A 23,229-nucleotide genomic window follows, 5' to 3' on the forward strand; every position below is an offset into this window, starting at 1 on the left:
GTTGCAAACGTTTGTCGCATACATGGTGTCTGAGTGAGAGGCTGCATCCCAAGGAGTTTAGATGAGTGCCGATAACGCCTACGCGGTCGAGCTGAAGGGACTGACCTTCAAGCGCGGGACGCGCAGCATCTTCAATAACGTCGATATTCGCATTCCCCGTGGCAAGGTCACGGGCATCATGGGGCCGTCCGGTTGCGGCAAGACCACCCTGTTGCGCCTGATGGGCATGCAATTGCGCCCCAGTGCCGGCGAAGTGTGGGTCAACGGCCAGAACCTGCCGACGCTGTCGCGCAGCGATCTGTTCGATGCGCGCAAGCATATGGGCGTTCTGTTCCAGAGTGGTGCGCTGTTCACCGATCTCGATGTGTTCGAGAACGTGGCGTTTCCGCTGCGGGTGCATACCCAGCTGTCTGATGAAATGATTCGCGACATTGTGTTGCTGAAACTGCAGGCCGTAGGTCTTCGTGGTGCCATTGACCTGATGCCCGATGAACTGTCTGGCGGCATGAAGCGTCGCGTGGCCCTGGCGCGCGCCATCGCTCTCGACCCGCAGATCCTTATGTATGACGAGCCCTTCGTTGGCCAGGACCCGATCGCCATGGGCGTATTGGTGCGCCTGATCCGCCTGCTCAACGATGCGTTGGGCATTACCAGCATCGTGGTGTCCCACGACCTTGCAGAAACCGCGAGCATTGCCGATTACCTGTATGTAGTGGGCGATGGCCAGGTTCTGGGGCAGGGCACGCCTGAAGAACTGATGAACGCCGATAACCCGCGTATCCGCCAATTCATGACCGGCGATCCCGACGGCCCCGTGCCTTTTCACTTTCCGGCAGCGGATTACCGCTCAGATCTTCTGGGGAAGCGCTGATGCGCAAGACATCTCTAATCGAGAAGGTTCGCCTTTTCGGTCGCTCCGGCATCGACATCGTCGAAGTGCTCGGTCGTTCGACCATTTTCCTGTTTCACGCATTGCTCGGCCGCGGAGGCATCGGCGGCGGTTTTGGCCTGCTGCTCAAGCAACTGCATTCGGTGGGCGTGATGTCCCTGGTGATCATCGTGGTCTCCGGGATGTTCATCGGTATGGTGTTGGCGTTGCAGGGCTTCAATATCCTGTCCAGCTATGGTTCGGAGCAGGCGGTAGGGCAGATGGTCGCCCTGACGCTGCTGCGTGAGCTGGGCCCGGTAGTGACCGCGTTGCTGTTCGCCGGGCGTGCGGGGTCCGCACTGACCGCCGAAATCGGCAACATGAAGTCCACCGAACAGTTGTCCAGCCTGGAAATGATCGGCGTGGACCCGCTCAAATACATTGTTGCCCCGCGCCTGTGGGCCGGTTTCATTTCCCTGCCATTGCTGGCGATGATCTTCAGCGTGGTGGGTATCTGGGGCGGTTCATGGGTGGCGGTGGACTGGCTGGGCGTCTACGACGGCTCCTACTGGGCCAACATGCAAAACAGCGTGACCTTCAGCGGTGACGTGCTCAACGGCATCATAAAGAGCATCGTTTTTGCCTTTGTAGTGACCTGGATCGCCGTATTCCAAGGCTACGACTGTGAGCCCACCTCAGAAGGGATCAGTCGCGCCACCACCAAGACCGTTGTGTACGCCTCGCTGGCGGTACTGGGCCTTGACTTCATTTTGACCGCCTTGATGTTTGGAGATTTCTGATGCAAAACCGCACTGTGGAAATCGGTGTCGGCCTTTTCTTGCTGGCTGGCATCCTGGCTTTACTGTTGCTGGCCCTGCGAGTCAGCGGCCTTTCGGCCAGCCCCACCGCCGATACTTATAAACTTTACGCGTACTTCGACAATATCGCCGGTTTGACTGTCAGAGCCAAGGTGACCATGGCCGGTGTGACCATCGGCAAGGTTACGGCAATCGATCTGGATCGCGACAGCTTCACCGGTCGAGTGACGATGCAGTTGGACAAGAAGGTAGATAATCTGCCGACTGACTCGACGGCATCTATCCTCACTGCGGGTCTGCTGGGCGAGAAATACATCGGTATCAGCGTGGGCGGGGAAACAGCCCTGCTCAAGGATGGCTCGACCATCCACGACACGCAGTCGTCGCTGGTGCTCGAGGACCTGATCGGAAAATTTTTGCTCAATACGGTCAATAAAGACGCCAAATGAGGAATCTGTTCATGATCTCTACCTTGCGACGTGGCCTGCTGGTACTGCTTGCTGCACTGCCATTGATGGCCAACGCGGCAGGTTCTGCGCACGAACTGGTGCAGGACACGACCACCAAGATGCTGGCTGACCTGACTGCCAACAAGGAAAAGTACAAGCAAGATCCAAGTCAGTTCTATGACGCGCTCAACACCATTGTTGGCCCGGTCGTGGATGCCGAAGGCATTTCGCGCAGCATCATGACGGTCAAATACTCGCGCAAGGCCACGCCTGCGCAAATGCAGACGTTCCAGGAGAACTTCAAAAAAGGCCTGTTCCAGTTCTATGGCAACGCCTTGCTCGAGTACAACAACCAGGGCATTACCGTTGCTCCCGCCGGTGATGAGTCCGGTGATCGCACCAGCGTCAACATGAGTGTCAAGGGCAACAACGGCGCCATTTACCCTGTGCAGTACACGCTGGAGAAAATCAACGGCGAGTGGAAACTGCGTAATGTGATCATCAATGGCATCAACATCGGCAAGCTCTTCCGTGATCAGTTCGCCGACGCCATGCAGCGTAATGGCAACGATCTGGATAAAACCATCAATGGTTGGGCTGGCGAAGTTGCCAAGGCCAAGGAAGAAACCGATAAAGCTGCCGGGAAGCCTGCGCAATGACCGAATCGGCTGTTCGTCTTGGCGACGCCGGTGAGTTGTTCCTCAGTGGCGTGCTCGACTACCGCACCGGGCCTGACCTGCGCAAGCAGGGCCAGGCCCTGATCAAGGCCAGCAACGGGCCGACGTTAGTGCTGGATTGCTCGGCGGTGACCAAGTCCAGCAGCGTCGGTTTGTCGTTATTGTTGTGCTTCATGCGTGATGCCGAGGCGGCTAAAAAGACGGTCAGCATCCGCGCGCTGCCCGAAGACATGCGCGAAATTGCCGAGGTTTCCGGTTTGACCGAACTGTTGGCGCATCCTTAATACACATTAACAATGAGGCCCCCCGTCAGAGTCCTGCTATGCGGGGTTCGCAGGCGCGGGGCTTTTTTGTATGATGTGCGACCCGTGCGCACTGGGCGCCGATAGAGGTTGAGCATGCAGGCCCTAGAAGTTAAGAGCTTCCTTGAAGGAAAGCTGCCGGAAACGACTGTAGAAGTTGAAGGCGAAGGCTGCAATTTCCAGCTGAACGTGATTAGCGATGAACTGGCGGCGTTGAGCCCGGTCAAGCGTCAACAGCAGATCTATGCCCATTTGAACCCATGGATCACCGATGGCAGCATCCATGCGGTCACTATGAAATTTTTCAGCCGCGCGGCCTGGGCCGAGCGCACCTGAGCCCCCAAGGCGTCGAGATTCTTATGGATAAATTGATTATTACCGGCGGTGCCCGCCTTGATGGCGAGATCCGCATTTCCGGTGCGAAAAACTCTGCCTTGCCGATCCTGGCAGCGACCCTGCTGTGCGATGGCCCGGTGACTGTGGCCAACCTGCCGCACCTGCACGACATCACCACCATGATCGAGCTGTTCGGCCGCATGGGCATTGAGCCGGTCATCGACGAGAAACTGGCCGTCGAAATCGACCCACGCACCATCAAAACCCTGATCGCGCCGTACGAACTGGTGAAAACCATGCGTGCGTCGATCCTGGTGCTGGGCCCGATGGTTGCTCGTTTCGGCGAAGCCGAAGTGGCATTGCCTGGTGGTTGCGCCATCGGCTCGCGTCCGGTGGACCTGCACATCCGTGGCCTCGAAGCCATGGGCGCGGTCATTGACGTCGAAGGCGGCTACATCAAGGCCAAGGCGCCGGAAGGCGGCCTGCGTGGCGCGAACTTCTTCTTTGATACCGTCAGCGTGACCGGTACCGAGAACATCATGATGGCCGCAGCCCTGGCCAAAGGCCGCAGCGTGCTGCAGAACGCCGCGCGCGAGCCGGAAGTGGTCGATCTGGCCAACTTCCTCAACGCCATGGGCGCTAAAGTCTCCGGTGCTGGCACCGACACCATCACCATTGACGGTGTAGAGCGTCTGCACTCTGCAACCTACAAGGTCATGCCAGACCGTATCGAGACCGGGACCTATCTGGTTGCCGCCGCCGTTACCGGTGGCCGCGTCAAGGTCAAGGACACCGATCCGACCATCCTGGAAGCGGTCCTGGAAAAACTGCGCGAAGCCGGTGCTGAAATCACCACTGGCGAAGACTGGATCGAGCTGAACATGCACGGCAAGCGTCCAAAAGCCGTCAACGTGCGTACCGCTCCGTACCCGGCCTTCCCAACCGACATGCAAGCGCAGTTCATCTCCCTGAACGCCATTGCTGAAGGCACCGGCGCCGTGATCGAGACCATCTTCGAAAACCGTTTCATGCACGTGTATGAACTGCACCGCATGGGCGCGAAGATCCAGGTTGAAGGCAACACCGCCATCGTCACCGGCACCGAGAAGCTCAAGGGCGCGCCAGTGATGGCCACCGACCTGCGCGCTTCGGCCAGCCTGGTTATTTCGGCGTTGATCGCCGAAGGCGACACCCTGATCGATCGCATTTACCACATCGACCGTGGTTACGAGTGCATCGAAGAAAAACTGCAGATGCTCGGCGCAAAAATCCGCCGCGTACCGGGCTAATCCCCGGGTTGCCAACACCTTGTGGTGAGCGGGCAAGCTCGCTCGCCACAAGGTGTTTGCTGTTAGCTGAGCGGTATGCTGAATTTGTTTCAAATCGAGGCTGTGATGGCCTCGATCTGTGTCTGGCGCCATCTGCGACCGGACAGCAATCGCCTGATGAAGGACTGACGTTCCCCATGTTGACCATCGCACTGTCCAAGGGCCGCATCCTTGACGACACTTTGCCGCTTCTGGCTGAAGCGGGCATCGTGCCGACCGAGAATCCGGACAAGAGCCGCAAGCTGATCATCCCTACGACCCAGGACGACGTTCGCCTGTTGATCGTGCGGGCTACCGACGTGCCGACCTACGTTGAACATGGCGCCGCCGACCTGGGTGTCGCCGGTAAAGACGTACTGATGGAATACGGCGGCCAGGGCCTCTACGAACCGCTGGATCTGCGTATTGCTCTGTGCAAGCTGATGACGGCCGGCCGTGTCGGTGATGTTGAGCCCAAAGGGCGCCTGCGCGTGGCCACCAAGTTTGTCAACGTCGCCAAGCGCTACTATGCCGAGCAAGGTCGTCAGGTCGATATCATCAAGCTCTACGGCTCGATGGAGCTGGCGCCGCTGATCGGCCTGGCCGACAAGATCATCGACGTGGTCGACACCGGCAACACCTTGCGTGCCAATGGTCTCGAACCTCAAGACTTTATTGCCGACATCAGCTCCCGCCTGATCGTCAACAAGGCATCGATGAAGATGCAGCACGCCCGTATCCAGGCGTTGATCGACACCCTGCGCACCGCAGTGGAGTCTCGACACCGCGGTTGACCCACCTGCGTAGCCGAAAGGCTGCGCCCGTCTATCCGCCTCATAGCCAGAATTCTCGGGTGCCCAAGCGGAAACGACTGCAGGGAAGGTGCGCTGACGTTCAATAACGAATCGCGCCTTCGGGCGCCTGAGTTTTTTGCCAATTCTATTGAGGCCCTCGCTATGACCACGTCCACTGCAATTGCCCGACTCGACGCTGCCGACCCGGATTTCGCCCATCATCTGGATCATCTGCTGAGCTGGGAAAGCGTGTCTGACGACTCGGTCAACGGGCGAGTCCTCGACATCATCAAGTCCGTGCGTGAGCGCGGTGACGCGGCGCTGGTGGACTTCACCCGCCAGTTCGATGGCCTGGACGTGGCATCCATGTCGGACCTGATCCTGCCTCGCGAGCGCCTGGAGTTGGCCCTGACGCGCATCACTGCGCCCCAGCGTGAAGCCCTGGAAGTGGCGGCGACGCGCGTGCGCAGCTATCACGAAAAGCAGAAACAGGATTCCTGGAGCTACACCGAAGCCGACGGCACCGTGCTGGGCCAGAAGGTCACGCCGCTGGACCGCGCCGGTCTGTATGTGCCCGGTGGCAAGGCGTCGTACCCATCGTCGGTGCTGATGAACGCGATTCCGGCAAAAGTGGCCGGTGTGACCGAAGTGGTCATGGTGGTACCGACCCCGCGTGGTGAAATCAACGAATTGGTGCTGGCGGCGGCCTGCATTGCGGGCGTTGATCGGGTGTTCACCATCGGCGGCGCCCAGGCCGTGGCGGCCCTTGCCTATGGCACCGAAAGCGTGCCGAAGGTCGACAAAGTCGTCGGTCCTGGCAATATCTACGTGGCCACCGCCAAGCGCCACGTCTTTGGCCAGGTCGGCATCGACATGATCGCCGGCCCCTCGGAAATCCTCGTGGTGTGTGACGGCCAGACCGACCCCGACTGGATCGCCATGGACCTGTTCTCCCAGGCTGAGCACGACGAAGATGCCCAGGCGATCCTGGTCAGTCCGGATGCCGAGTTCCTCGACAAAGTCGCCGCCAGCATCGACAAATTGCTGCCGACCATGGACCGCGCCGAGATTATCGAGAAGTCGATCAATGGCCGTGGCGCGTTGATTCTGGTCCGCGACATGGAACAGGCCATCGAAGTCGCCAACCGTATCGCGCCGGAGCACCTGGAGTTGTCCGTGGCGGACCCACAAGCCTGGCTGCCGTCGATTCGCCATGCCGGCGCCATCTTCATGGGCCGTCATACCAGCGAAGCCCTGGGAGACTACTGTGCGGGCCCCAACCATGTGCTGCCGACCTCCGGCACGGCGCGTTTCTCGTCGCCGCTGGGGGTGTATGACTTCCAGAAGCGTTCGTCGATCATCTTCTGCTCGCCCCAGGGCGCTTCCGAGCTGGGCAAGACCGCTTCGGTACTGGCCCGTGGTGAATCCCTGAGTGCCCACGCCCGCAGCGCGGAATATCGCATTCTTGACGACAAGCAAGGTAACTGAGATATGAGCAAATTCTGGAGCGCCTTCGTCAAGGACCTCGTGCCTTACGTGCCTGGCGAGCAGCCGAAGCTGACCAAACTGGTCAAGCTCAACACCAATGAAAACCCCTATGGCCCGTCGCCCAAGGCGCTGGCCGCGATGCAGGCCGAGTTGAACGATAACTTGCGCCTGTACCCGGACCCCAACAGCGACCTGCTCAAGCAAGCGGTGGCCAAGTATTACGCGATCGATGCCGGCAAGGTGTTCCTCGGCAACGGTTCCGATGAAGTGTTGGCGCATATCTTCCACGGTCTGTTCCAGCACGATTTGCCGCTTTTGTTCCCGGACATCAGCTACAGCTTCTATCCGGTGTACTGCGGCCTCTACGGCATCCAGTCCGAGCCGGTGCCGCTGGATGAGCAGTTCCAGATCCGTGTCGCGGACTACGCCAGGCCTAACGGCGGGATCATTTTCCCCAACCCCAACGCACCGACCGGCTGCGTGCTGGCACTGGACGCGGTGGAGCAGATCCTCAAGGCCAGCCCGGACTCGGTGGTGGTGGTCGATGAAGCCTATATCGACTTCGGCGGCGAAACCGCCATCAGCCTGGTGGACCGCTACCCGAACCTGCTGGTGACCCAGACCCTGTCCAAGTCGCGCTCACTGGCCGGTTTGCGTGTGGGCCTGGCCGTGGGCCACCCGGACCTGATCGAGGCGCTGGAGCGGGTCAAGAACAGCTTCAACTCCTATCCGCTGGATCGCCTGGCGATTGTCGGCGCGGCGGCGGCGTTCGAGGACCGTGAGTATTTCGAGAAAACCTGCCAGCAGGTGATCGACAGCCGGAACACGCTTGTCGCGCAACTGGAAGCCAAGGGGTTTGAGGTGCTGCCGTCGGCGGCCAACTTCATCTTTGCTCGTCACCCACGGCACGACGCTGCTGGTCTGGCGGCCAAATTGCGTGAGCAGGGTGTGATCGTGCGCCACTTCAAGCAGGAGCGGATTGCCCAGTTCCTGCGGATCAGCATCGGTACGCCGGAGCAGAATCAGGCGTTGATCGAGGGGCTCGGCGAGCTCTAAGCCAGACTGAGGATCAAAAATGTGGGAGGGGGCCAAGCCCTTCCCACATTGGGTTCTACCGTGTGTCAGAGCAGTGGCTCATCCGGCTTCTTGTTCTTCCAGCCATCATTGCCCGGTAGCAGCAGGTTCAAGCCAATCGCTACCACTGCGCACAGGGCGATGCCCTTGAGGCCGAAGTCATCCGGGCCAGTACCGGTACCGACCAGCACGCCGCCAATCCCGAATACCAGGGTCACCGATACAATCACCAGATTGCGCGCCTCACCCAGGTCGATCTTGTGACGGATCAGTGTGTTCATGCCCACGGCCGCAATCGAGCCGAACAACAGGCACAGAATCCCGCCCATTACCGGCACCGGAATGCTCTGCAGCAGCGCGCCGAACTTGCCGATAAATGCCAGGCTGATGGCAAACACTGCCGCCCAGGTCATGATTTTCGGGTTGTAGTTCTTGGTCAGCATCACCGCGCCCGTCACTTCGGCGTAGGTGGTGTTCGGCGGGCCGCCAAACAGGCCGGCAGCCGTGGTCGCAATCCCGTCACCCAATAGCGTGCGATGCAGGCCGGGCTTCTTCAGGTAGTCGCGGCCGGTCACGCTGCCCACCGCAATCACACCGCCGATATGCTCGATCGCCGGGGCCAGGGCCACCGGAACGATAAACAGGATCGCCTGCCAGTTGAACTCTGGCGCGGTGAAGTGGGGCAGGGCGAACCAGGGGGCGGCGGCGATCTTCGCCGTGTCGACCACGCCAAAGTAAAACGCCATGGCAAAACCCACCAGCACGCCGGAGATGATCGGCACCAGGCGGAAAATGCCTTTGCCGAACACCGCCACGATCAACGTGGTAAGCAGTGCCGGCATCGAGATCATCATCGCCGTCTGGTAATGGATCAGCTCGGCGCCATCCCCCGATTTGCCCATCGCCATGTTCGCGGCAATCGGCGCCATGGCCAGGCCGATGGAAATGATCACCGGCCCGATGACCACGGGCGGCAGCAACCGGTCGATAAACCCGGTGCCTTTGACCTTCACCGCCAGGCCCAGAAACGTATAAACGAAACCGGCCGCCATCACCCCGCCCATGGTCGCCGCCAGGCCGAACTGACCCTTGGCGAGGATGATCGGGGTGATAAACGCAAAGCTCGACGCCAGGAACACTGGCACCTGGCGTCCTGTCACCACCTGGAACAACAGCGTGCCCAGGCCTGCGGTAAACAGTGCGACGTTTGGATCAAGGCCGGTGATCAGCGGCATCAACACCAGCGCGCCAAATGCTACGAAGAGCATTTGTGCGCCAGACAGGATCTGGCGCCAAAGCGGGTCGTTGAATTCATCCTGCATGTTCACGCGTCCTTCTGCTTGGTGCCGAAGATTTTGTCACCGGCATCGCCCAGGCCAGGGATGATGTAGCCGTGTTCGTTCAGGCGCTCATCGATGGACGCGGTGTAGATCTGCACGTCCGGGTGCGCTTTCTCGACGGCGGCGATGCCTTCGGGCGCGGCCACCAGCACCATGGCACGGATGTCCTTGCAACCGGCTTTCTTCAGCAGGTCGATGGTGGCGACCATGGAACTGCCGGTGGCGAGCATCGGGTCGATGATCATGGCCAGGCGCTCGTCGATTTCCGGGACGAGTTTTTCCAGGTAGGTGTGGGCCTGCAAGGTCTCTTCGTTACGGGCCACGCCAACGGCGCTGACCTTGGCGCCGGGGATCAGGCTGAGTACGCCCTCAAGCATGCCGATACCGGCGCGCAGGATCGGTACCACCGTGATCTTTTTACCGGCGATTTTCTCGACCTGGACGGGACCGGCCCAACCGGGGATCTCATAGTTCTCCAGGGGCAAATCCTTGGTGGCTTCGTAAGTGAGCAACGCTCCGACTTCCTGAGCAAGCTCACGGAAATTCTTCGTGCTAATGTCGGCGCGGCGCATAAGGCCGAGCTTGTGTCGGATCAGCGGGTGGCGGATCTCGCGAGTGGGCATGGGAAAGGCTCCGGCGGCGGGCAAAAAAACCGGCCTAGATTAATCTATCCGAGGGTGTTGTCCTATAGACATCTAGCACGTTAGTCCATTAAGGCTTGCTCGGAGCGCACGAGAAGCGTACCTTCGCCCGCTTTTCTTGCCACAGCACCCCCTTGGAGAGCGCCATGTCCGCTGATCTCGAGCATATCCGTCAAATCATGCGCGAGGCTGACTGCCTGTACACCGAAGCGCAAGTCGAAGAAGCGATCGCCAAGGTCGGCGCCCACATCAGCCGTGAAATGGCCGACACCAACCCGGTGGTGTTCTGTGTGATGAACGGCGGCCTGATCTTCGCCGGCAAATTGCTGACCCACCTGCAATTCCCGCTGGAAGCGTCCTACCTGCACGCTACGCGCTATCGCAACGAAACCACCGGCGGCGATCTGTTCTGGAAAGCCAAGCCGGAAGTCTCGTTCATTGACCGCGACGTGCTGATCATCGACGACATCCTCGACGAAGGTCACACCTTGGGCGCGATCATCGACTTCTGCAAACACGCCGGTGCACGCAAGGTGCACACCGCCGTATTGATCGACAAAGACCACGACCGCAAGGCCCGCCCGGACCTTAAAGCCGATTACGTCGGCCTGCCGTGCATCGACCGGTATATCTTCGGTTATGGCATGGACTACAAAGGCTACTGGCGCAACGCCAATGGGATCTACGCCGTCAAAGGGATGTAAGCCATGACCCGCTTTCTTGATCAGACACTGTTTGCCGAGTTGGCCGAGAAAGCGGGTGCCAGCCCTCGTGGCCGGCATCACCATAACTTCCACCAGATGGACGAGCCGTGCCATCGCCTGGCAGTCGGCCTGCAACCTGGCACCTATGTGCCGCCTCATCGGCACCTGAGCGCGGATAAGGCAGAAACCTTGTTGGTGCTCCAGGGGCGCCTGGGGTTGTTGGTGTTCAGTGACGCCGGTGAAGTGATCGCCAGGCGCGTGATGCAGGCTGGTGGCGAGTGCTCGGGCGTCGATCTGCCGCCGGGCGTCTTCCATGGCCTGGTAGTGCTTGCGCCCGATACGGTGATGTTCGAATGCAAGGCCGGGCCCTATCGTCCGGTCGGCGAGGGTGAGCTGGCCACTTGGGCGCCCCGCGAAGGCGATGCCGGCGTTGCCGACTATCAACGCTGGATGCTTGCCCAGTTCGATTGAGCTACAGTGCTGGGCCATCTCCTGCGGAGCGGCCCATGAGCCTGTTGATACGCACCTGCGCCGCCCTGGCGCTGATCCTCAGTTTGCCCCTGGCGGCCGCCCCGGCGCCGATGCACGGCCAATTCCTGCCGCCCGACGACCTGACCCTGCGCACCGAAACCCCCGACCAGCAGCAATTGCTGCAAGTCACCGAGTACACGGTGGTGGTGGGGAACCAGCGCCAATCCAACCAGCAACCGATCCCGGTGACCTCGCCGTTGATGATCCGTCTCAAGGGCAAATCCCTGAACAAGGGCGCGACCATCAACCAGGTGGTGCTCAATTTTGATGCCGAAAGCAAAAGCCTGAAAAAACCGGCGTTCGATGACAAGAGCAGGACGCTCACCTTGTCTTATCCCACTGCCCAGTACCGCGTGATCGTCGACCTGCTGCGCAATGACACGGTGTATGTGCAGTTCCTCAGTTACGCCAACGGGCATATATGGGCGGATTTGCATACTGGAGCAGTGCGCGCCAAGTAATCGGGTGACGTCGTCGCGACTTCCGCAGCCCGCGCCCCGCAGGTAGACTTCAAACCCCGTGTAAATGTCTGCAGGCTGGAGTCGGTAATGCGTAAAGATAAGAAACAGGTGATTGGCGACGAGATCGGCGACGATCAGATCAAGTTGTTCCTGGACTTCGAACCGGTCGACGCAATTTCACCGTCCCTGCACAAACTGATCAAGGCCTACCGCGGCCTGCGTATCGACGACTTCGGGCGCTTCCTGGGGTTTTTCAAGGAAGCCGGTCTGGATTTGGATGGCAAAGACGAGCATGGCCAGACCTTCGTGGATCTGATCAAGGACCAGCGTAACGCCGACGAGTACATCGAACTGATCGAAAAAGCTCGCGGCTGATTATCCGGTCCACAAAAAACGCCCCGAGGGGCGTTTTTTATTGGGTGCGCCGGGCCTCAAGCGTAGCTTTCGGCCTCGTTGCTTTGCGCAACCAGTTCCAGGCTGATGTTGTTCTGAGCGTTAATCGTGCGATACAGCTCTGCATCGGTTTCCAGTACTTTTTCGCGGGCCGGGAAGATCTCGTGCAATTTGGCCGCCCACTCGCCGGCCGCTTTGGCCGGAAAGCAGCGCTCGATCAGTTCCAGCATGATCGACACCGTTACCGAAGCGCCTGGGGACGCGCCGAGCAGGGCGGCCAGGGTGCCGTCTTTGGCCGCCACCAGCTCGGTACCAAATTGCAGCACGCCGCCCTTCTTCGGGTCTTTCTTGATGATCTGCACCCGTTGGCCGGCCACTTCCAGACGCCAGTCCTCGGCTTTTGCCTCTGGGTAGAAGCGACGCAGTGATTCCAGGCGCTGTTCCATGGATTGGCGCACTTCGCTGACCAGGTACTTGGTCAGGTCCATGTTGTCGCGGGCCACGGCCAGCATCGGGCCGATGTTGCCGGCGCGAATCGACATCGGCAGGTCGAGGAACGAGCCGTACTTGAGGAACTTGGTGGTGAAACCGGCGTAGGGGCCAAACAGCAGGGATTTCTTGCCATCGACTACGCGGGTGTCCAGGTGGGGCACCGACATCGGTGGCGAGCCCACGGCGGCCTGGCTGTAGACCTTGGCCTGGTGATGCTTGACCACTTCCGGGTTGTCGCACCGCAGCCACTGGCCGCTGACCGGGAAGCCGCCAAAGCCTTTGCTCTCTTCGATGCCCGAGGCTTGCAGCAGCGGCAGGGCCGCACCGCCGGCGCCGAGGAAAACGAACTTGGCATCCACTTCACGGCTATTGCCGCTGTTGACGTCCTTGATGCTCACGGTCCAGCCGGCACCGTTGCGCTTGAGGCCGGTCACGCGTTTGCAGTACTTGACCTGGGCATCCGGCGAACTGGTCAGGTGGCCGAGCAGTTGGTTGGTCAGGGCGCCGAAGTTGACGTCAGTGCCGTTCATTACCCGGGTCGCGGCGATTTTTTCGTCGAGCGGGCGGCCCGGCATCATCAACGGCATCCACTCGGCCATCTCTGCGCGGTCTTCGGTGTAGTGCATGTCCGAAAACGCATGGTGCTGGCTGAGGATTTCAAAGCGCTTCTTAAGGAACGACACACCTTTTTCGCCCTGCACGAAGCTCAGGTGCGGCACCGGGCTGATAAAGGATTTGGACGAGCCGAAGGTGCCCTTTTTGGTCAGGTACGCCCAGAACTGCTTCGACACCTCGAATTGGGTGTTGATGTGCACGGCTTTCTTGATGTCGATGGAGCCATCAGCGGCCTGCGGCGTGTAGTTAAGCTCACACAGCCCGGCGTGGCCGGTACCGGCGTTGTTCCACGGGTTGGAACTTTCCGCGGCACCCGAGTCCATCAGCTCAACGACTTCCAGCTTGAGGCCAGGGTCGAGCTCTTTGAGCAGTACGGCCAGGGTGGCACTCATGATGCCGGCCCCTACCAGAACTACGTCGACTGCTTCGTTATGCGCCATTTAACGCGTCTCCAAAATCTGCAGCACCAAATTGACGGCATGGCTGCCAGGAGTGACGGGGCGGTTCACGTGTTGCCCCAGATAACCCATGGCCAGGATCGCCATGTCCGTTTCGCAATTCTTTGCAACTTCAGCGCACGCTTCCTGCCAGCCTGATCTGCCTATGAACGCATTCATGGGCGGCTGTGGCAATTCGACTTATGGTCAAAGCGTGCGATTCGTGCAATCAATCCGTAGCGGACAGGCTCAAGCTCCGGTTGTTGAGGAGTACTCGGTCCTGTGTGGTTGGGCTGTTCCAGACGCTGATGGTGCTTGTACAAACGCCAAACTATTCATTTGCTCGCCACACTCTTGTGAAGTTGTGAAAACCCGTTTTTTCACGCTCTTTTGAAGACGTGAACCTCAAAAAAGGGCTGCCCCAGCCTGGCACCTGGCCCGTAATACCTTTGCCGACAAGCGGCAAAACGGGCAAACAACACAAGTGGCCGAGCGTAATGGCAGCTCTGGCAGATTCGGTAAAGGCGGGTGGTTTGCAAAGGAAACAGCAAGCGCGCCAGCTTCACTCGATCTGTGTGGGCGGCTCTCTGTGGGCGATTCTTGGGGTTAATACCGAGGCATTAACGATGTTGCGAGGCCCGATCAGGAGACGTCCTTATAATCGGGGGGAGATTGTAGCGAAGAACGTCAGGGAAATGGGCGTGTTTTATGACTTTTATTAGGTATTCGGTCAGGCGGCCAACGGCTGGTGGCGGGTTGACCGCGCTGTGCGTGGGCTTACGCGGGCGCGGGCCGGCAGCGGGTGGTGCATCCAGCTCAGGCGAATCTCGTCGATTTCCACCCAGCCTTCACCCGCCGGTGGCTGGCTGCATTCCTTGAACGCCTGGCAACGACCTTGCGCATCAAGCCGGGCGAACTGACGAAGGGCGGGTTTGCGCGTGAACACTGACCAGAGAAATTGCATGGCGACACACCTCCTGAGATTGGGATCAAGCATGCCTCGGCCGGATGACGGGCCGATGTAACGTCGGTTACATATCAGTGACAGCGAACCGCGATCAACGCGCCGGGTCATAGGCTGTAACTGACGCTAGTTCCCTGCGGGGACGCCCCGTTATACTGCCGGCCTGTCGGTATCTGATTTCTGGAGAGAAGCGCATGTTGCAACGCCTGTTGTTCGGTTTGATCACTGTGACCAGTTTGACCCTGGTTGGCTGCGCCAACAGCCCGCAACAACTCAGCCCGCAACCCAAGCTCACCACACAGCTGGCGCCGGTAGGTCACGGTCAGCCGGTGTCGGTACGTGTCGTAGACGGCCGTCCTTCGCCGACCCTCGGCTCGCGCGGCGGCCTGTACCCGGAAACCGCGCTCATCTCGGTGACCGGCCAGGACGTACTGCCCAAGCTGCAAGCCCAGGCAGAAGCGGCTGTGCGTCTGCTGGGCTTCACGCCGAGCGCCAACGCCCCCGGCGCGCCGCAGTTGACCATCACCCTGGCCGAGCTCAAATATCAGTCACCTAAAGAAGGGCTGTACGTGACGGAAGCGGCCATTGGCGCCACGTTCAAGTCCGACGTCACCGCCGGCACCCGTCGCTACAGTGGCCGTTACGGCGCTTCGCTCAACCAGCGCTTCGGTATGTCGCCAAACCAGGAAACCAACACCAAACTGGTCAGCGACGTCCTGAGTGACGCCTTGACCCGTCTGTTCAAAGACCCAAGCATTGGCTCGTTGCTCAGCTCGCAGTAATTCCTGCGCATAAAAAACCGGACTCCGTTGGGTCCGGTTTTTTTATGCCTGATATTTCATGCCGCGGTGTCGATACAGAAGTCCAGCAGGCTCACCCCCGTCAACAGGTCGGCTTCCGGCAGGTCGGCATGTTGATGCCCGCCAAGGGCGCAATACACCAGCCAGTGGCGGTCCTGCACGTTGAACGCCAGGCTGTCGATCAGCGCCTCCTGCTCTTCGCTTTGGGCAATCAGATACAGCCGATCCTGGTTATGTGCGTGCAACATGACAAGCTCCCGAACGTTCGAAGGGCAACAGAGTGGCCTGTTAAGGTGACGTTCAGGTGACGCCGTAAATTACTGGATACATTAATCGTCCAGGGGGGATGGAGCATTTTTGGCGCCGGAGGCCACTATCGTTCAGGTTTGTATCTGAACCGATACCCAGACACTGTTTCACTGAGGTTTGCGATGGCGCTGCCCGCACTGTTGATTAATGCTGTTGCTTTAGCGGTGGCCTTCCCGGGTGCCGCGCTGCTGTTCGTTACCCGCCTGCGTGAACAGCGCGCCATGGCTGACCTGAGCGCGCAAAGCGAAAATCGCGCGATCGACCAGCCTATGCTGTTTCTGGATGTGCGCACCGAGCGGGCGCATCGTCTGGCGTACCGCATCGGCTTCGCCTGCCTTGGGCTCGGGCTGGCTATTTCCTGGCTCAGCACCCACCTGTAAATAACACCGAAGTAACGATGTGGGAGTCCGTTCTCCCACATTTTTTGAGCGGTGTTTACAGCGGGATTCCGGCCTTCACTCGATATTGGTTGCGTACCGGGGTTGCATATTGCACCACCAGGAACGGACGGTGCTCGGCCGGACAGTCGTTCAGGCGCCGCTCCCATTCCGCTTTTGCCTTGGCCAGCTCATCGGCCGGGAACAGTTCGGCAGCCTTGGGCACCTGCAATTGCGGGTCGGCGTCACTCCACTGGGCGTAGGCCAGGTAGTGCACCGGGAATAGCCGATAACCGCCGAGAATCTGCCGGTCCATTTCTACGGCCAGTACTTTAGTGTCTTCGAAACGCTCGGTAATCGGCGGCGCGAAGTTGATGTGCACGCGGCCTTTATAACCGGTGATGCCCAGGGCGATGCTCACGTCATCTTCACCCTGCGCCTTGACGTAGGTGCCGGTGGTTGCGCGGATGTAAAGCTCGCGCGCCTTGGCCGAGTCGCACGGGTCGTACTCATAGCTGATGGACACCGGCGTCAGGTTCAGTGACTGGATCACCTCGGCAAACGGCTCATCCTTGCGGCTGACGTGGAACATCTTGAGGATCGCCGACTCGGTGCGATCATCACCATCCTTGGCGCGCCCTTCAGCCTGGGCGATCCAGATCGACTGGCAGTCATTGCGGATCGAATGGTTGATGTAGGCCGACAGCAGGTTGAATGCCGCCATCTTCTCCTTTCGCCCGGTGATCGAGCGGTGCACGATAAAGCTCTTGTTCAGGCGCATCAGGTCGCTGACAAACGGCTTTTGCAGCAGGTTGTCGCCAATGGCGATGCGCGGCGTCGGCAGGCCGGCGTGGTATACGGCATAGTTGACGAAGGCCGGGTCCATCACGATATCGCGGTGGTTGGCCAGAAACAGGTACGCGGTGCCGGACTTGAGCTGCTCGACGCCGGTGTAGGTCACGCCGTCGGTCGCCCGGTCGATGGTGTGGTCCACGTAGTACTCGACTTTGTCCTGCAGCGTCGCCACGGTGGTGACACCGGCGAATTCACGGCGCAGCTTGCGGGCGATCATTGGCTTGAGCAGCCAGCCCAGGGCGCCGGCAAAGCGCGGGAAGCGGAAGTGGGTCAGGATGTCCAGAAAGGCCTTGTCACTGAACAGTCGGTCCAGCACTGCCGGGACTTCGCTGTCGTTGTAAGGTCGGATGGTATCGAATTCGCCCATCATGCTCTCTTGTTGGAAACGGCTAGGGTAAGTAAAGGAAATACCAGGGTGCGGTCCGGGTAATTGGCCCGGCCGGAGAATAGCCCTGTAAATAGACCGGCGATTATACGCACAAGTCACCTGGGAGACTGCGATGCTGGAAACTGCGCTGTTCGATTGTCCTTATTGTGGTGAGGCGGTAGAAACCTCGGTGGATTTATCCGGTGGTGATCAGACGTACATAGAAGACTGTCAGGTGTGCTGCCGACCGATTATTTTCAATCTGCAGGTGCATGGTGAAGAGTGGATGCTCGAAACCCGCAGTGAGAACGACTGACAGGTACGCCCGTGCAGCGAATCTACGAACCGGAAAACCTGATGGAAGGCGAGCTGTTGCAACAGATGCTCGCCAGCGAGGGCATCGAGGCGCACCTGGTGGGGCGCCATTTGCTTGGGGGGACGGGGGAGCTGCCGATCTTCGGCCTGTTGGGGCTGGAGGTGGATAACGACCTTGCAGTTGAAGCGCGCGAGCTGATCACCGCCTATATCGGCGCACAACCCTTGCCCGGCGATGAACCCGACAGCTTTCCCGGCGTGCTGGTCTGTTAGGCTGTCGGTCGGTTTATCCAAGAGTCGTGTTGCCCCATGTGTGGACGTTATGCCCTGTTTCGCTGGAATCCCTCCTTTGCTGCCTTGCCGGGCTTTCCGGCCGATCAGCAGGCCCAGTGGAACATCTCCCCGAACGATTCGGTGCTGATCCAGCGCGCCGCCGACGGTCAGCGCACACTGGCCCGCGCCCGCTGGGGCCTCACGCCGCCCTGGCTTACCGACCTGTCCCGCACCCCGGCCCACGCCCGCGCCGAAACCCTGGCCGAACAACCTATGTTCCGCGAGGCGTTCCGCCAGCGTCGCTGCCTGCTGCCCGCCAATGGTTTCTACGAGTGGCGTGGTACCCAGCGCAAGCGCCCGTACTGGCTGACGCCGGGGGAAGGCTCCACGTTGTTTTTCGCGGCGATCTGGGAGGCGTACCCGGTGCAGGAGCAGGTTTGGCTGAGCACGGCGGTGGTGACTCAGGCCGCACAGAGCCAGCGTCGACCGCTGATTCTGGACGTGGCGGGGCAGGCGGCCTGGCTCGACCCCGAGACGCCGTTACATGTACTGCAAGGCCTGCTGGCCAGTGAGCCCATCGCCTTGCGCGAGCGAGTCCTGGCCAATATGGTCAATGATCCCAAGCTCAACGGGCCGGAATGTCTGACCCCGGCTTAAGCCTGGCGACTGTGGGATGTATCTGAAAATTAACCGCTACACGTCTGGTGTATCTGGCGTCGATACAAATGAGCGCCTACGATACGCGCCATGTTTAAGGGCGTCTTTTCAGGGAGAGTGTGTTGATGAAGAAATCATTGGCCATAAGCGTGTTGGCGGCAGCGGTGCTGCTGGCGGGGTGTCAGTCGGTTAATACCACCAGCGGTGGCGCCGTTGGGGTTGAGCGCAAGCAATACATGTTCAGCATGCTGTCGAGTCAGGAAGTCGACCAGATGTATGCTCAGTCCTATCAGCAGACCCTGGGTGAAGCCAGCAGCAAAGGCATGGTGGATAAGACCAGCGCCAACGCCAAGCGCGTGCAGGCCATTGCCAAGCGGCTGATCGCCCAGGCGCCGACCTTCCGTGCCGATGCGGCGCAGTGGCAATGGGAAGTGAACCTCATCAAGAGCGACGAGATGAACGCCAACTGCGGGCCTGGCGGGAAGATCTTTGTGTACAGCGCATTGATCGACAACCTCAAGCTCACCGATGACGAACTGGCCGCCGTGATGGGCCATGAAATTGCCCACGCCCTGCGTGAGCACGGTCGCGAAGCCATGTCCAAGGCCTACGGGATCGAGATGGCCAAGCAGGGCGCCGGTGCGTTGTTCGGTCTGGGTCAGGACAGCCTGGCACTGGCCGACACCGTGGCCAACTACGGCATGACCTTGCCCAACAGCCGCAGCAATGAAAACGAAGCGGACCTGATCGGCCTTGAGCTGTCGGCCCGCGCCGGCTACAACCCGAATGCGGCCATTACGCTGTGGAACAAAATGGCCAAGGCATCGGAAGGCGCGCCGCCGGAGTTCATGAGTACTCACCCGGCGTCCGACAGCCGAATCGCCTCGTTGCAGGCGGCGATTCCCAAGGTGATGCCGTTGTACCAGCAGGCCAAAAAATCCTGACCATTCCGGTCTTGTGAAGATCCAAATGTGGAAGCGGGCAAGCCCGCTCCCACATTTTTGGATCTAGATCCAGCCACTGCTCTGCATGGCCTTGTAAACCGCCACGATCGCCAGCACGAAAAACGCCGTCGCCGCCAATCGACGAATCAACGTCAATGGCAGTTTCTCCGCCGCGAAATTCCCCGCCAGAACCACCGGTACGTTGGCAATCAACATGCCCAGGGTGGTGCCGATAATCACCAGCCACAGCTCCGGATACTGCGCCGCCAACATCACAGTGGCGATCTGCGTCTTGTCACCGATTTCGGCGAGGAAGAACGCAATCAGCGTGGTCAGGAACGGCCCGAACTTGCGCGTGGTGCTGGCTTCGTCGTCATCGAGTTTGTCCGGCACCAGTGTCCACAGGGCCGTGGCGCAGAAGCTGGCCGCGAGGATCCAGTGCAACACCGCATCCGAGAAGAAGCTGCCAAACCAGGCGCCCACGGCACCGGCGGCCGCATGGTTGGCCAGGGTCGCGGCAACGATGCCGGCGATGATCGGCCAGGGCTTGCGAAAGCGAGCAGCGAGAATGAGGGCGAGCAGTTGCGTCTTGTCGCCGATTTCGGCCAAGGCAACGATTGCGGTGGGAACGAGCAATGAATCCAGCATCAGGTAGGTTTCCAGGGGCGGGTCGACACGGCTATGACACGTACAGCCTTCCCGCCCCGGGTAAGGTGTGCGTGTCATAGGTCTTGTCAAACCCCGGTCCGTCTGTGCGGACTCCTGGGTCGCATACGCCATGGTCTGCTGACCAAGTATGTTGACGTATGCCGGACGAGCGTTCGGCTCGTGGGAGACTACTCCCCTAGGACGGAGCGGATTCTGCCTAGGCAAAATCCATTCGGCAAGCCTTCTTTTTCAAACGCCTGTCAGCCGCGCTTGGCGCGGTAGATGCGAAAACCATTACCTTCGGCCTTGATCGCGCACACGCCCAAGTGCTCTTCGATCAGCGGCTGGTACTTCAGGAAGCTGTTAGCGACCAGGCGCAGTTCGCCGCCTTTTGCCAGATGTTTGGCGGCTTTTCGCAGCAAGTTCTCCGTGGCGAAATAATCCGTGTGCACCCCGACATGGAACGGCGGATTGCTCAGAATTGCATTCAGCCCCATCGGTGCCGCGTCGATGCCATCACCGGTCAGCACCTCGGCTTCCAGACCATTGGCCGCCAGGGTCAGTCGGCTGCTGGCAGCGGCAAACGCATCCACATCCAGCAGGGTCACGGTGTTATGCGGGTAGCGACGTTTGACCGCCGCGCCCAGTACGCCGGCACCGCAACCGAAATCCAGCAGATGGCCGCTGGGCAGTTTGTCCAAATGCTCCAGCAACAATTCGGTGCCGCGATCCAGGCGGCCATGGCTGAACACGCCCGGCAGGCTCACCACTTTGAGCGGCCCTTCGGCCAGCGCAACGTCGAAGACCTGTGCCAGGCTCTCCAGCGTCACCGCTTGCGGGGCGTTGCCCACGGTGACTTGCCACAGCTGGCAATGCCGCGCGTTGTCGAGCTTGCGTGGCTTGGCAAACGGCGCCATCTGCTTGGCGGCGCTCTCGATGCCGGCACGTTTTTCACCGACCAGGTACAGGTCCTTGCCGTGCAGACGCGCGGCCACGGCCTTGAGCAGGTAGTCGGTGAGGTCCTTGGATTTGGGCAGGAAGATCACCGCCACATCGAACTCGCGCTCAGGAACACTCACGCCAAATTGGCTGCGCTCAGGAAAGCGTGCGTCGAGCGCAGCCTGGTCGCCGGCGTGCCAGCACCAGCCGTGGGCGTTGGGCAGGCGGCCCAGCAGGTCGTCGGCGGGCAAGCCCACCAGCAACAGGTTGCCTTGAAAAAGGTCGGCCTGACGAAGCAGTACTTCACTGCGCGGATCCATGGTCTGCTCCTTGAAAAGGGGCGCAGTTTATCAACTGACGACGCGCAGCGGTGCACCGCTGAAAAAGCCCAGCGCGTTTTCCGCCAGTTGGCCGACGATGCGCTGCCGGGCTTCACGGCTGCCCCAGGCATTGTGCGGGGTGACGATCAACCGCGGGATATCGCCGGCCAACAGCGGGTTGCCATTCACCGGCGGCTCCACGCTCAGCACATCGGTCGCTGCGCCGCCCAAATGTCCGCTGCGCAAGGCGTCGGCCAGGGCCTGCTCGTTGATAAGTCCACCGCGCGCCGTGTTGACCACAAACGCGCCCGGCTTGAGCAACGCCAGTTCGCGGGCGCCGATAAAGTCGCGGGTATGTTCATTGAGCGGGCAGTGCAGAGTGATCGCATCGACCTGCCCCAGCAGTTCATCCAGTGGCACGCGGTCCGGGCGCGCAGGGCGGCCTGGAATCGCGCCGAGCAGTACGCGCATGCCAAAGGCTTCGGCCAGGCGCGCCACGGCACTGCCCAGCTCGCCGTGGCCCAGCAGGCCAAGGGTTTTTCCTTCCAATTCGACGATAGGATGGTCCAGCAGGCAGAACTGCCTGGCTTCCTGCCACTTGCCGGCGGCCACATCCCGTTGATAGTCCTTCAGGCGCGTCGCCAGGTTAAGCAGCAGCATAATCGTATGCTGCGCCACCGACGGCGTGCCGTAACCCTGGCAATTGCTCACGGTGATGCCGTGGGCGCGGGCCGCTTGCAGGTCGACGTTATTGGTGCCGGTGGCCGACACCAGGATCAGCTTGAGCGCCGGGCAAGCCGCGAGGGTTTCGGTGTTCAAGGCGATTTTGTTGCTGATGACCACCTCGACGCCTTGCAGGCGCTCAATCACATTCGTCGGCGTGGTATCCGAGAACAACTGCAGGTCACTGAAGCAGTTGCGTAAGCGGCTCAGATCCAGGTCCCCAAGGTCCAGGGACGGGTGATCAAGGAAGACGGCGCGGCGATTGTTCGTCATCAACTGTACCTTTTGCGACAGGGTTCGAAGGCGTAATCTCCCGAGCCTATCAGATGAAATAATCCGTTACTTAATGGAGTGAGTATGTACGTCGCCGAGTTTTTGACCGTGGCCTTGATCCACCTGTTGGCGGTCGCCAGCCCCGGCCCGGATTTCGCAGTGGTGGTCCGCGAAAGCGTGACCCACGGCCGCCGTGCCGGCACCTGGACCGCCTTGGGCGTGGGTTCGGCGATTTTCCTGCACGTGGGCTACTCGTTGCTCGGCATCGGCTTGATCGTGTCCCAGTCCATCGTGCTGTTCAACGCGCTCAAATGGGCGGCGGCGGCGTACCTCCTGTACATCGGCTTCAAGGCCCTGCGTGCGCAACCGGCCAAGCCTGCCGCCGAAGGCGAGTTGCACCGAGAAGCGGGCGAGCGCACCCCGCGCGGCGCGTTCACAGCGGGTTTTGTGACCAATGGCCTGAACCCAAAGGCCACGCTGTTCTTCCTGTCGCTGTTTACCGTGGTAATCAACCCGCACACACCGCTGGCGGTGCAGGCCGGTTATGGCGTGTACCTGGCGGTGGCGACGGCATTGTGGTTTTGCCTGGTGGCCATGTTGTTCAGCCAGCAGCGTGTACGCGCCGGGTTTGCGCGGATGGGGCACTGGTTTGATCGGATGATGGGGGCGGTGTTGATTGCGATTGGGGTGAAGCTGGCGTTTACCAGCATGAAGTGAGTCGCGTTCTCTGCGATAGGT

The 23,229-nt window shown here is 60.3% G+C and carries 30 protein-coding genes and 1 riboswitch; of the genes, 21 read left to right on the forward strand and 9 right to left on the reverse strand.

The window, feature by feature from the left end; all coding sequences use genetic code 11:
- The first annotated feature begins 61 nt into the window (after positions 1-61).
- The 10 genes from KZX66_RS00995 to hisC all read left to right on the forward strand — a co-directional run bounded on the left by KZX66_RS00995 (position 62) and on the right by hisC (position 8,095).
- Positions 62-871, forward strand: a complete 810-nt coding sequence (locus tag KZX66_RS00995) for an ATP-binding cassette domain-containing protein (RefSeq protein WP_003171811.1) — start codon at positions 62-64, stop codon at positions 869-871.
- Positions 871-1,668, forward strand: a complete 798-nt coding sequence (mlaE, locus tag KZX66_RS01000; RefSeq protein WP_248075295.1) for a lipid asymmetry maintenance ABC transporter permease subunit MlaE — start codon at positions 871-873, stop codon at positions 1,666-1,668. The genes KZX66_RS00995 and mlaE overlap by 1 nt, the downstream gene beginning before the upstream one ends.
- Positions 1,668-2,135 carry an outer membrane lipid asymmetry maintenance protein MlaD gene (gene mlaD / locus KZX66_RS01005; protein WP_017845975.1) on the forward strand — a complete coding sequence of 156 codons (468 nt, stop codon included), beginning with the start codon at positions 1,668-1,670 and terminating at the stop codon, positions 2,133-2,135. Before mlaE ends, mlaD begins: the two co-directional genes overlap by 1 nt.
- Before the next feature lie 11 nt (positions 2,136-2,146).
- Positions 2,147-2,794 (forward strand): ABC transporter substrate-binding protein, encoded by a 648-nt coding sequence (locus KZX66_RS01010; RefSeq protein WP_248075298.1) that lies wholly within the window; start codon positions 2,147-2,149, stop codon positions 2,792-2,794.
- Positions 2,791-3,096, forward strand: a complete 306-nt coding sequence (locus KZX66_RS01015) for an STAS domain-containing protein (protein WP_248075300.1) — start codon at positions 2,791-2,793, stop codon at positions 3,094-3,096. Before KZX66_RS01010 ends, KZX66_RS01015 begins: the two co-directional genes overlap by 4 nt.
- Positions 3,097-3,210: 114 nt before the next feature.
- Positions 3,211-3,450 carry a BolA family protein gene (locus tag KZX66_RS01020; protein ID WP_003188597.1) on the forward strand — a complete coding sequence of 80 codons (240 nt, stop codon included), beginning with the start codon at positions 3,211-3,213 and terminating at the stop codon, positions 3,448-3,450.
- 23 nt (positions 3,451-3,473) lie between these two features.
- Positions 3,474-4,739 carry a UDP-N-acetylglucosamine 1-carboxyvinyltransferase gene (gene murA, locus KZX66_RS01025; RefSeq protein ID WP_017526140.1) on the forward strand — a complete coding sequence of 422 codons (1,266 nt, stop codon included), beginning with the start codon at positions 3,474-3,476 and terminating at the stop codon, positions 4,737-4,739.
- A gap of 176 nt (positions 4,740-4,915) precedes the next feature.
- Positions 4,916-5,551 carry an ATP phosphoribosyltransferase gene (gene hisG / locus KZX66_RS01030; RefSeq protein WP_003171824.1) on the forward strand — a complete coding sequence of 212 codons (636 nt, stop codon included), beginning with the start codon at positions 4,916-4,918 and terminating at the stop codon, positions 5,549-5,551.
- A gap of 162 nt (positions 5,552-5,713) precedes the next feature.
- Positions 5,714-7,039, forward strand: coding sequence for a histidinol dehydrogenase (gene hisD, locus KZX66_RS01035; protein ID WP_248075302.1), 1,326 nt, complete (start codon positions 5,714-5,716; stop codon positions 7,037-7,039).
- Between the two features lie 3 nt (positions 7,040-7,042).
- Positions 7,043-8,095 carry a histidinol-phosphate transaminase gene (gene hisC / locus KZX66_RS01040; RefSeq protein WP_248075304.1) on the forward strand — a complete coding sequence of 351 codons (1,053 nt, stop codon included), beginning with the start codon at positions 7,043-7,045 and terminating at the stop codon, positions 8,093-8,095.
- A 65-nt stretch (positions 8,096-8,160) separates the two neighbouring features.
- Here hisC and KZX66_RS01045 read toward each other — a convergent pair whose 3' ends face one another.
- Both KZX66_RS01045 and upp read right to left on the reverse strand, forming a co-directional pair.
- Positions 8,161-9,435: a uracil-xanthine permease family protein gene (locus KZX66_RS01045; protein ID WP_017526144.1), complete on the reverse strand. Its 1,275-nt coding sequence runs from the start codon at positions 9,433-9,435 to the stop codon at positions 8,161-8,163.
- Between the two features lie 2 nt (positions 9,436-9,437).
- Complete coding sequence (upp, locus tag KZX66_RS01050; protein WP_135287439.1) at positions 9,438-10,076, reverse strand: uracil phosphoribosyltransferase; 639 nt, start codon at positions 10,074-10,076, stop codon at positions 9,438-9,440.
- A gap of 164 nt (positions 10,077-10,240) precedes the next feature.
- Between upp and KZX66_RS01055 the strand changes: the two genes are divergently transcribed.
- From KZX66_RS01055 to KZX66_RS01070, 4 genes are all read left to right on the forward strand, one after another.
- The gene (locus KZX66_RS01055; protein WP_017526146.1) at positions 10,241-10,798 is read left to right on the forward strand and encodes a hypoxanthine-guanine phosphoribosyltransferase; all 558 of its coding nucleotides are present in this window, start codon (positions 10,241-10,243) and stop codon (positions 10,796-10,798) included.
- A gap of 3 nt (positions 10,799-10,801) precedes the next feature.
- Entirely contained in the window at positions 10,802-11,269 is a 468-nt protein-coding gene (locus tag KZX66_RS01060; RefSeq protein WP_248075306.1) for a WbuC family cupin fold metalloprotein, read from the forward strand.
- A gap of 35 nt (positions 11,270-11,304) precedes the next feature.
- Positions 11,305-11,790 (forward strand): hypothetical protein, encoded by a 486-nt coding sequence (locus KZX66_RS01065; RefSeq protein ID WP_248075308.1) that lies wholly within the window; start codon positions 11,305-11,307, stop codon positions 11,788-11,790.
- 87 nt (positions 11,791-11,877) lie between these two features.
- Positions 11,878-12,165: a PA4642 family protein gene (locus tag KZX66_RS01070; protein ID WP_248075310.1), complete on the forward strand. Its 288-nt coding sequence runs from the start codon at positions 11,878-11,880 to the stop codon at positions 12,163-12,165.
- A 56-nt stretch (positions 12,166-12,221) separates the two neighbouring features.
- On the opposite strand, the gene mqo is transcribed toward KZX66_RS01070, so the two are convergent.
- Both mqo and KZX66_RS01080 read right to left on the reverse strand, forming a co-directional pair.
- Positions 12,222-13,730: a malate dehydrogenase (quinone) gene (gene mqo, locus KZX66_RS01075; protein ID WP_248075319.1), complete on the reverse strand. Its 1,509-nt coding sequence runs from the start codon at positions 13,728-13,730 to the stop codon at positions 12,222-12,224.
- 727 nt (positions 13,731-14,457) lie between these two features.
- Entirely contained in the window at positions 14,458-14,691 is a 234-nt protein-coding gene (locus KZX66_RS01080) for a hypothetical protein (RefSeq protein WP_248075321.1), read from the reverse strand.
- Between the two features lie 194 nt (positions 14,692-14,885).
- Between KZX66_RS01080 and KZX66_RS01085 the strand changes: the two genes are divergently transcribed.
- Positions 14,886-15,473, forward strand: coding sequence for a YajG family lipoprotein (locus KZX66_RS01085; protein ID WP_032886297.1), 588 nt, complete (start codon positions 14,886-14,888; stop codon positions 15,471-15,473).
- A gap of 56 nt (positions 15,474-15,529) precedes the next feature.
- On the opposite strand, the gene KZX66_RS01090 is transcribed toward KZX66_RS01085, so the two are convergent.
- Entirely contained in the window at positions 15,530-15,739 is a 210-nt protein-coding gene (locus tag KZX66_RS01090) for a hypothetical protein (protein ID WP_248075323.1), read from the reverse strand.
- 183 nt (positions 15,740-15,922) lie between these two features.
- Here KZX66_RS01090 and KZX66_RS01095 point away from each other — a divergent pair, with 183 nt between their 5' ends.
- Positions 15,923-16,180 (forward strand): hypothetical protein, encoded by a 258-nt coding sequence (locus tag KZX66_RS01095; RefSeq protein ID WP_248075325.1) that lies wholly within the window; start codon positions 15,923-15,925, stop codon positions 16,178-16,180.
- 55 nt (positions 16,181-16,235) lie between these two features.
- Here KZX66_RS01095 and KZX66_RS01100 read toward each other — a convergent pair whose 3' ends face one another.
- A complete protein-coding gene (locus tag KZX66_RS01100; protein WP_248075327.1) occupies positions 16,236-17,399 on the reverse strand; it encodes a 1-acyl-sn-glycerol-3-phosphate acyltransferase in 1,164 nt (387 codons plus the stop codon).
- Between the two features lie 133 nt (positions 17,400-17,532).
- Here KZX66_RS01100 and KZX66_RS01105 point away from each other — a divergent pair, with 133 nt between their 5' ends.
- From KZX66_RS01105 to KZX66_RS01120, 4 genes are all read left to right on the forward strand, one after another.
- The gene (locus tag KZX66_RS01105; RefSeq protein WP_248075329.1) at positions 17,533-17,715 is read left to right on the forward strand and encodes a CPXCG motif-containing cysteine-rich protein; all 183 of its coding nucleotides are present in this window, start codon (positions 17,533-17,535) and stop codon (positions 17,713-17,715) included.
- A gap of 11 nt (positions 17,716-17,726) precedes the next feature.
- Positions 17,727-17,987 carry a DUF2007 domain-containing protein gene (locus KZX66_RS01110; RefSeq protein WP_248075331.1) on the forward strand — a complete coding sequence of 87 codons (261 nt, stop codon included), beginning with the start codon at positions 17,727-17,729 and terminating at the stop codon, positions 17,985-17,987.
- Between the two features lie 36 nt (positions 17,988-18,023).
- A complete protein-coding gene (locus KZX66_RS01115; RefSeq protein WP_248075333.1) occupies positions 18,024-18,644 on the forward strand; it encodes an SOS response-associated peptidase in 621 nt (206 codons plus the stop codon).
- 125 nt (positions 18,645-18,769) lie between these two features.
- The gene (locus KZX66_RS01120; protein ID WP_248075334.1) at positions 18,770-19,588 is read left to right on the forward strand and encodes a M48 family metallopeptidase; all 819 of its coding nucleotides are present in this window, start codon (positions 18,770-18,772) and stop codon (positions 19,586-19,588) included.
- Positions 19,589-19,651: 63 nt separating this feature from the next.
- Here the strand turns inward: KZX66_RS01120 and KZX66_RS01125 are convergent, their stop codons facing one another.
- The 3 genes from KZX66_RS01125 to KZX66_RS01135 all read right to left on the reverse strand — a co-directional run bounded on the left by KZX66_RS01125 (position 19,652) and on the right by KZX66_RS01135 (position 22,491).
- Positions 19,652-20,236, reverse strand: a complete 585-nt coding sequence (locus KZX66_RS01125; RefSeq protein ID WP_005784895.1) for a TMEM165/GDT1 family protein — start codon at positions 20,234-20,236, stop codon at positions 19,652-19,654.
- An 89-nt stretch (positions 20,237-20,325) separates the two neighbouring features.
- Positions 20,326-20,445, reverse strand: a riboswitch (yybP-ykoY riboswitch).
- Positions 20,446-20,496: 51 nt separating this feature from the next.
- Positions 20,497-21,495, reverse strand: a complete 999-nt coding sequence (locus KZX66_RS01130) for a class I SAM-dependent methyltransferase (RefSeq protein ID WP_248075337.1) — start codon at positions 21,493-21,495, stop codon at positions 20,497-20,499.
- A gap of 30 nt (positions 21,496-21,525) precedes the next feature.
- The gene (locus tag KZX66_RS01135; protein ID WP_248075339.1) at positions 21,526-22,491 is read right to left on the reverse strand and encodes a 2-hydroxyacid dehydrogenase; all 966 of its coding nucleotides are present in this window, start codon (positions 22,489-22,491) and stop codon (positions 21,526-21,528) included.
- A gap of 84 nt (positions 22,492-22,575) precedes the next feature.
- Between KZX66_RS01135 and KZX66_RS01140 the strand changes: the two genes are divergently transcribed.
- On the forward strand, positions 22,576-23,208 hold the full coding sequence (locus tag KZX66_RS01140; protein ID WP_248075341.1) for a LysE family transporter: 633 nt from the start codon (positions 22,576-22,578) through the stop codon (positions 23,206-23,208).
- Positions 23,209-23,229 lie beyond the last annotated feature (21 nt).

Source organism: Pseudomonas sp. EYE_354 (assembly GCF_023148575.1).
Taxonomy (GTDB): Bacteria; Pseudomonadota; Gammaproteobacteria; order Pseudomonadales; family Pseudomonadaceae; genus Aquipseudomonas.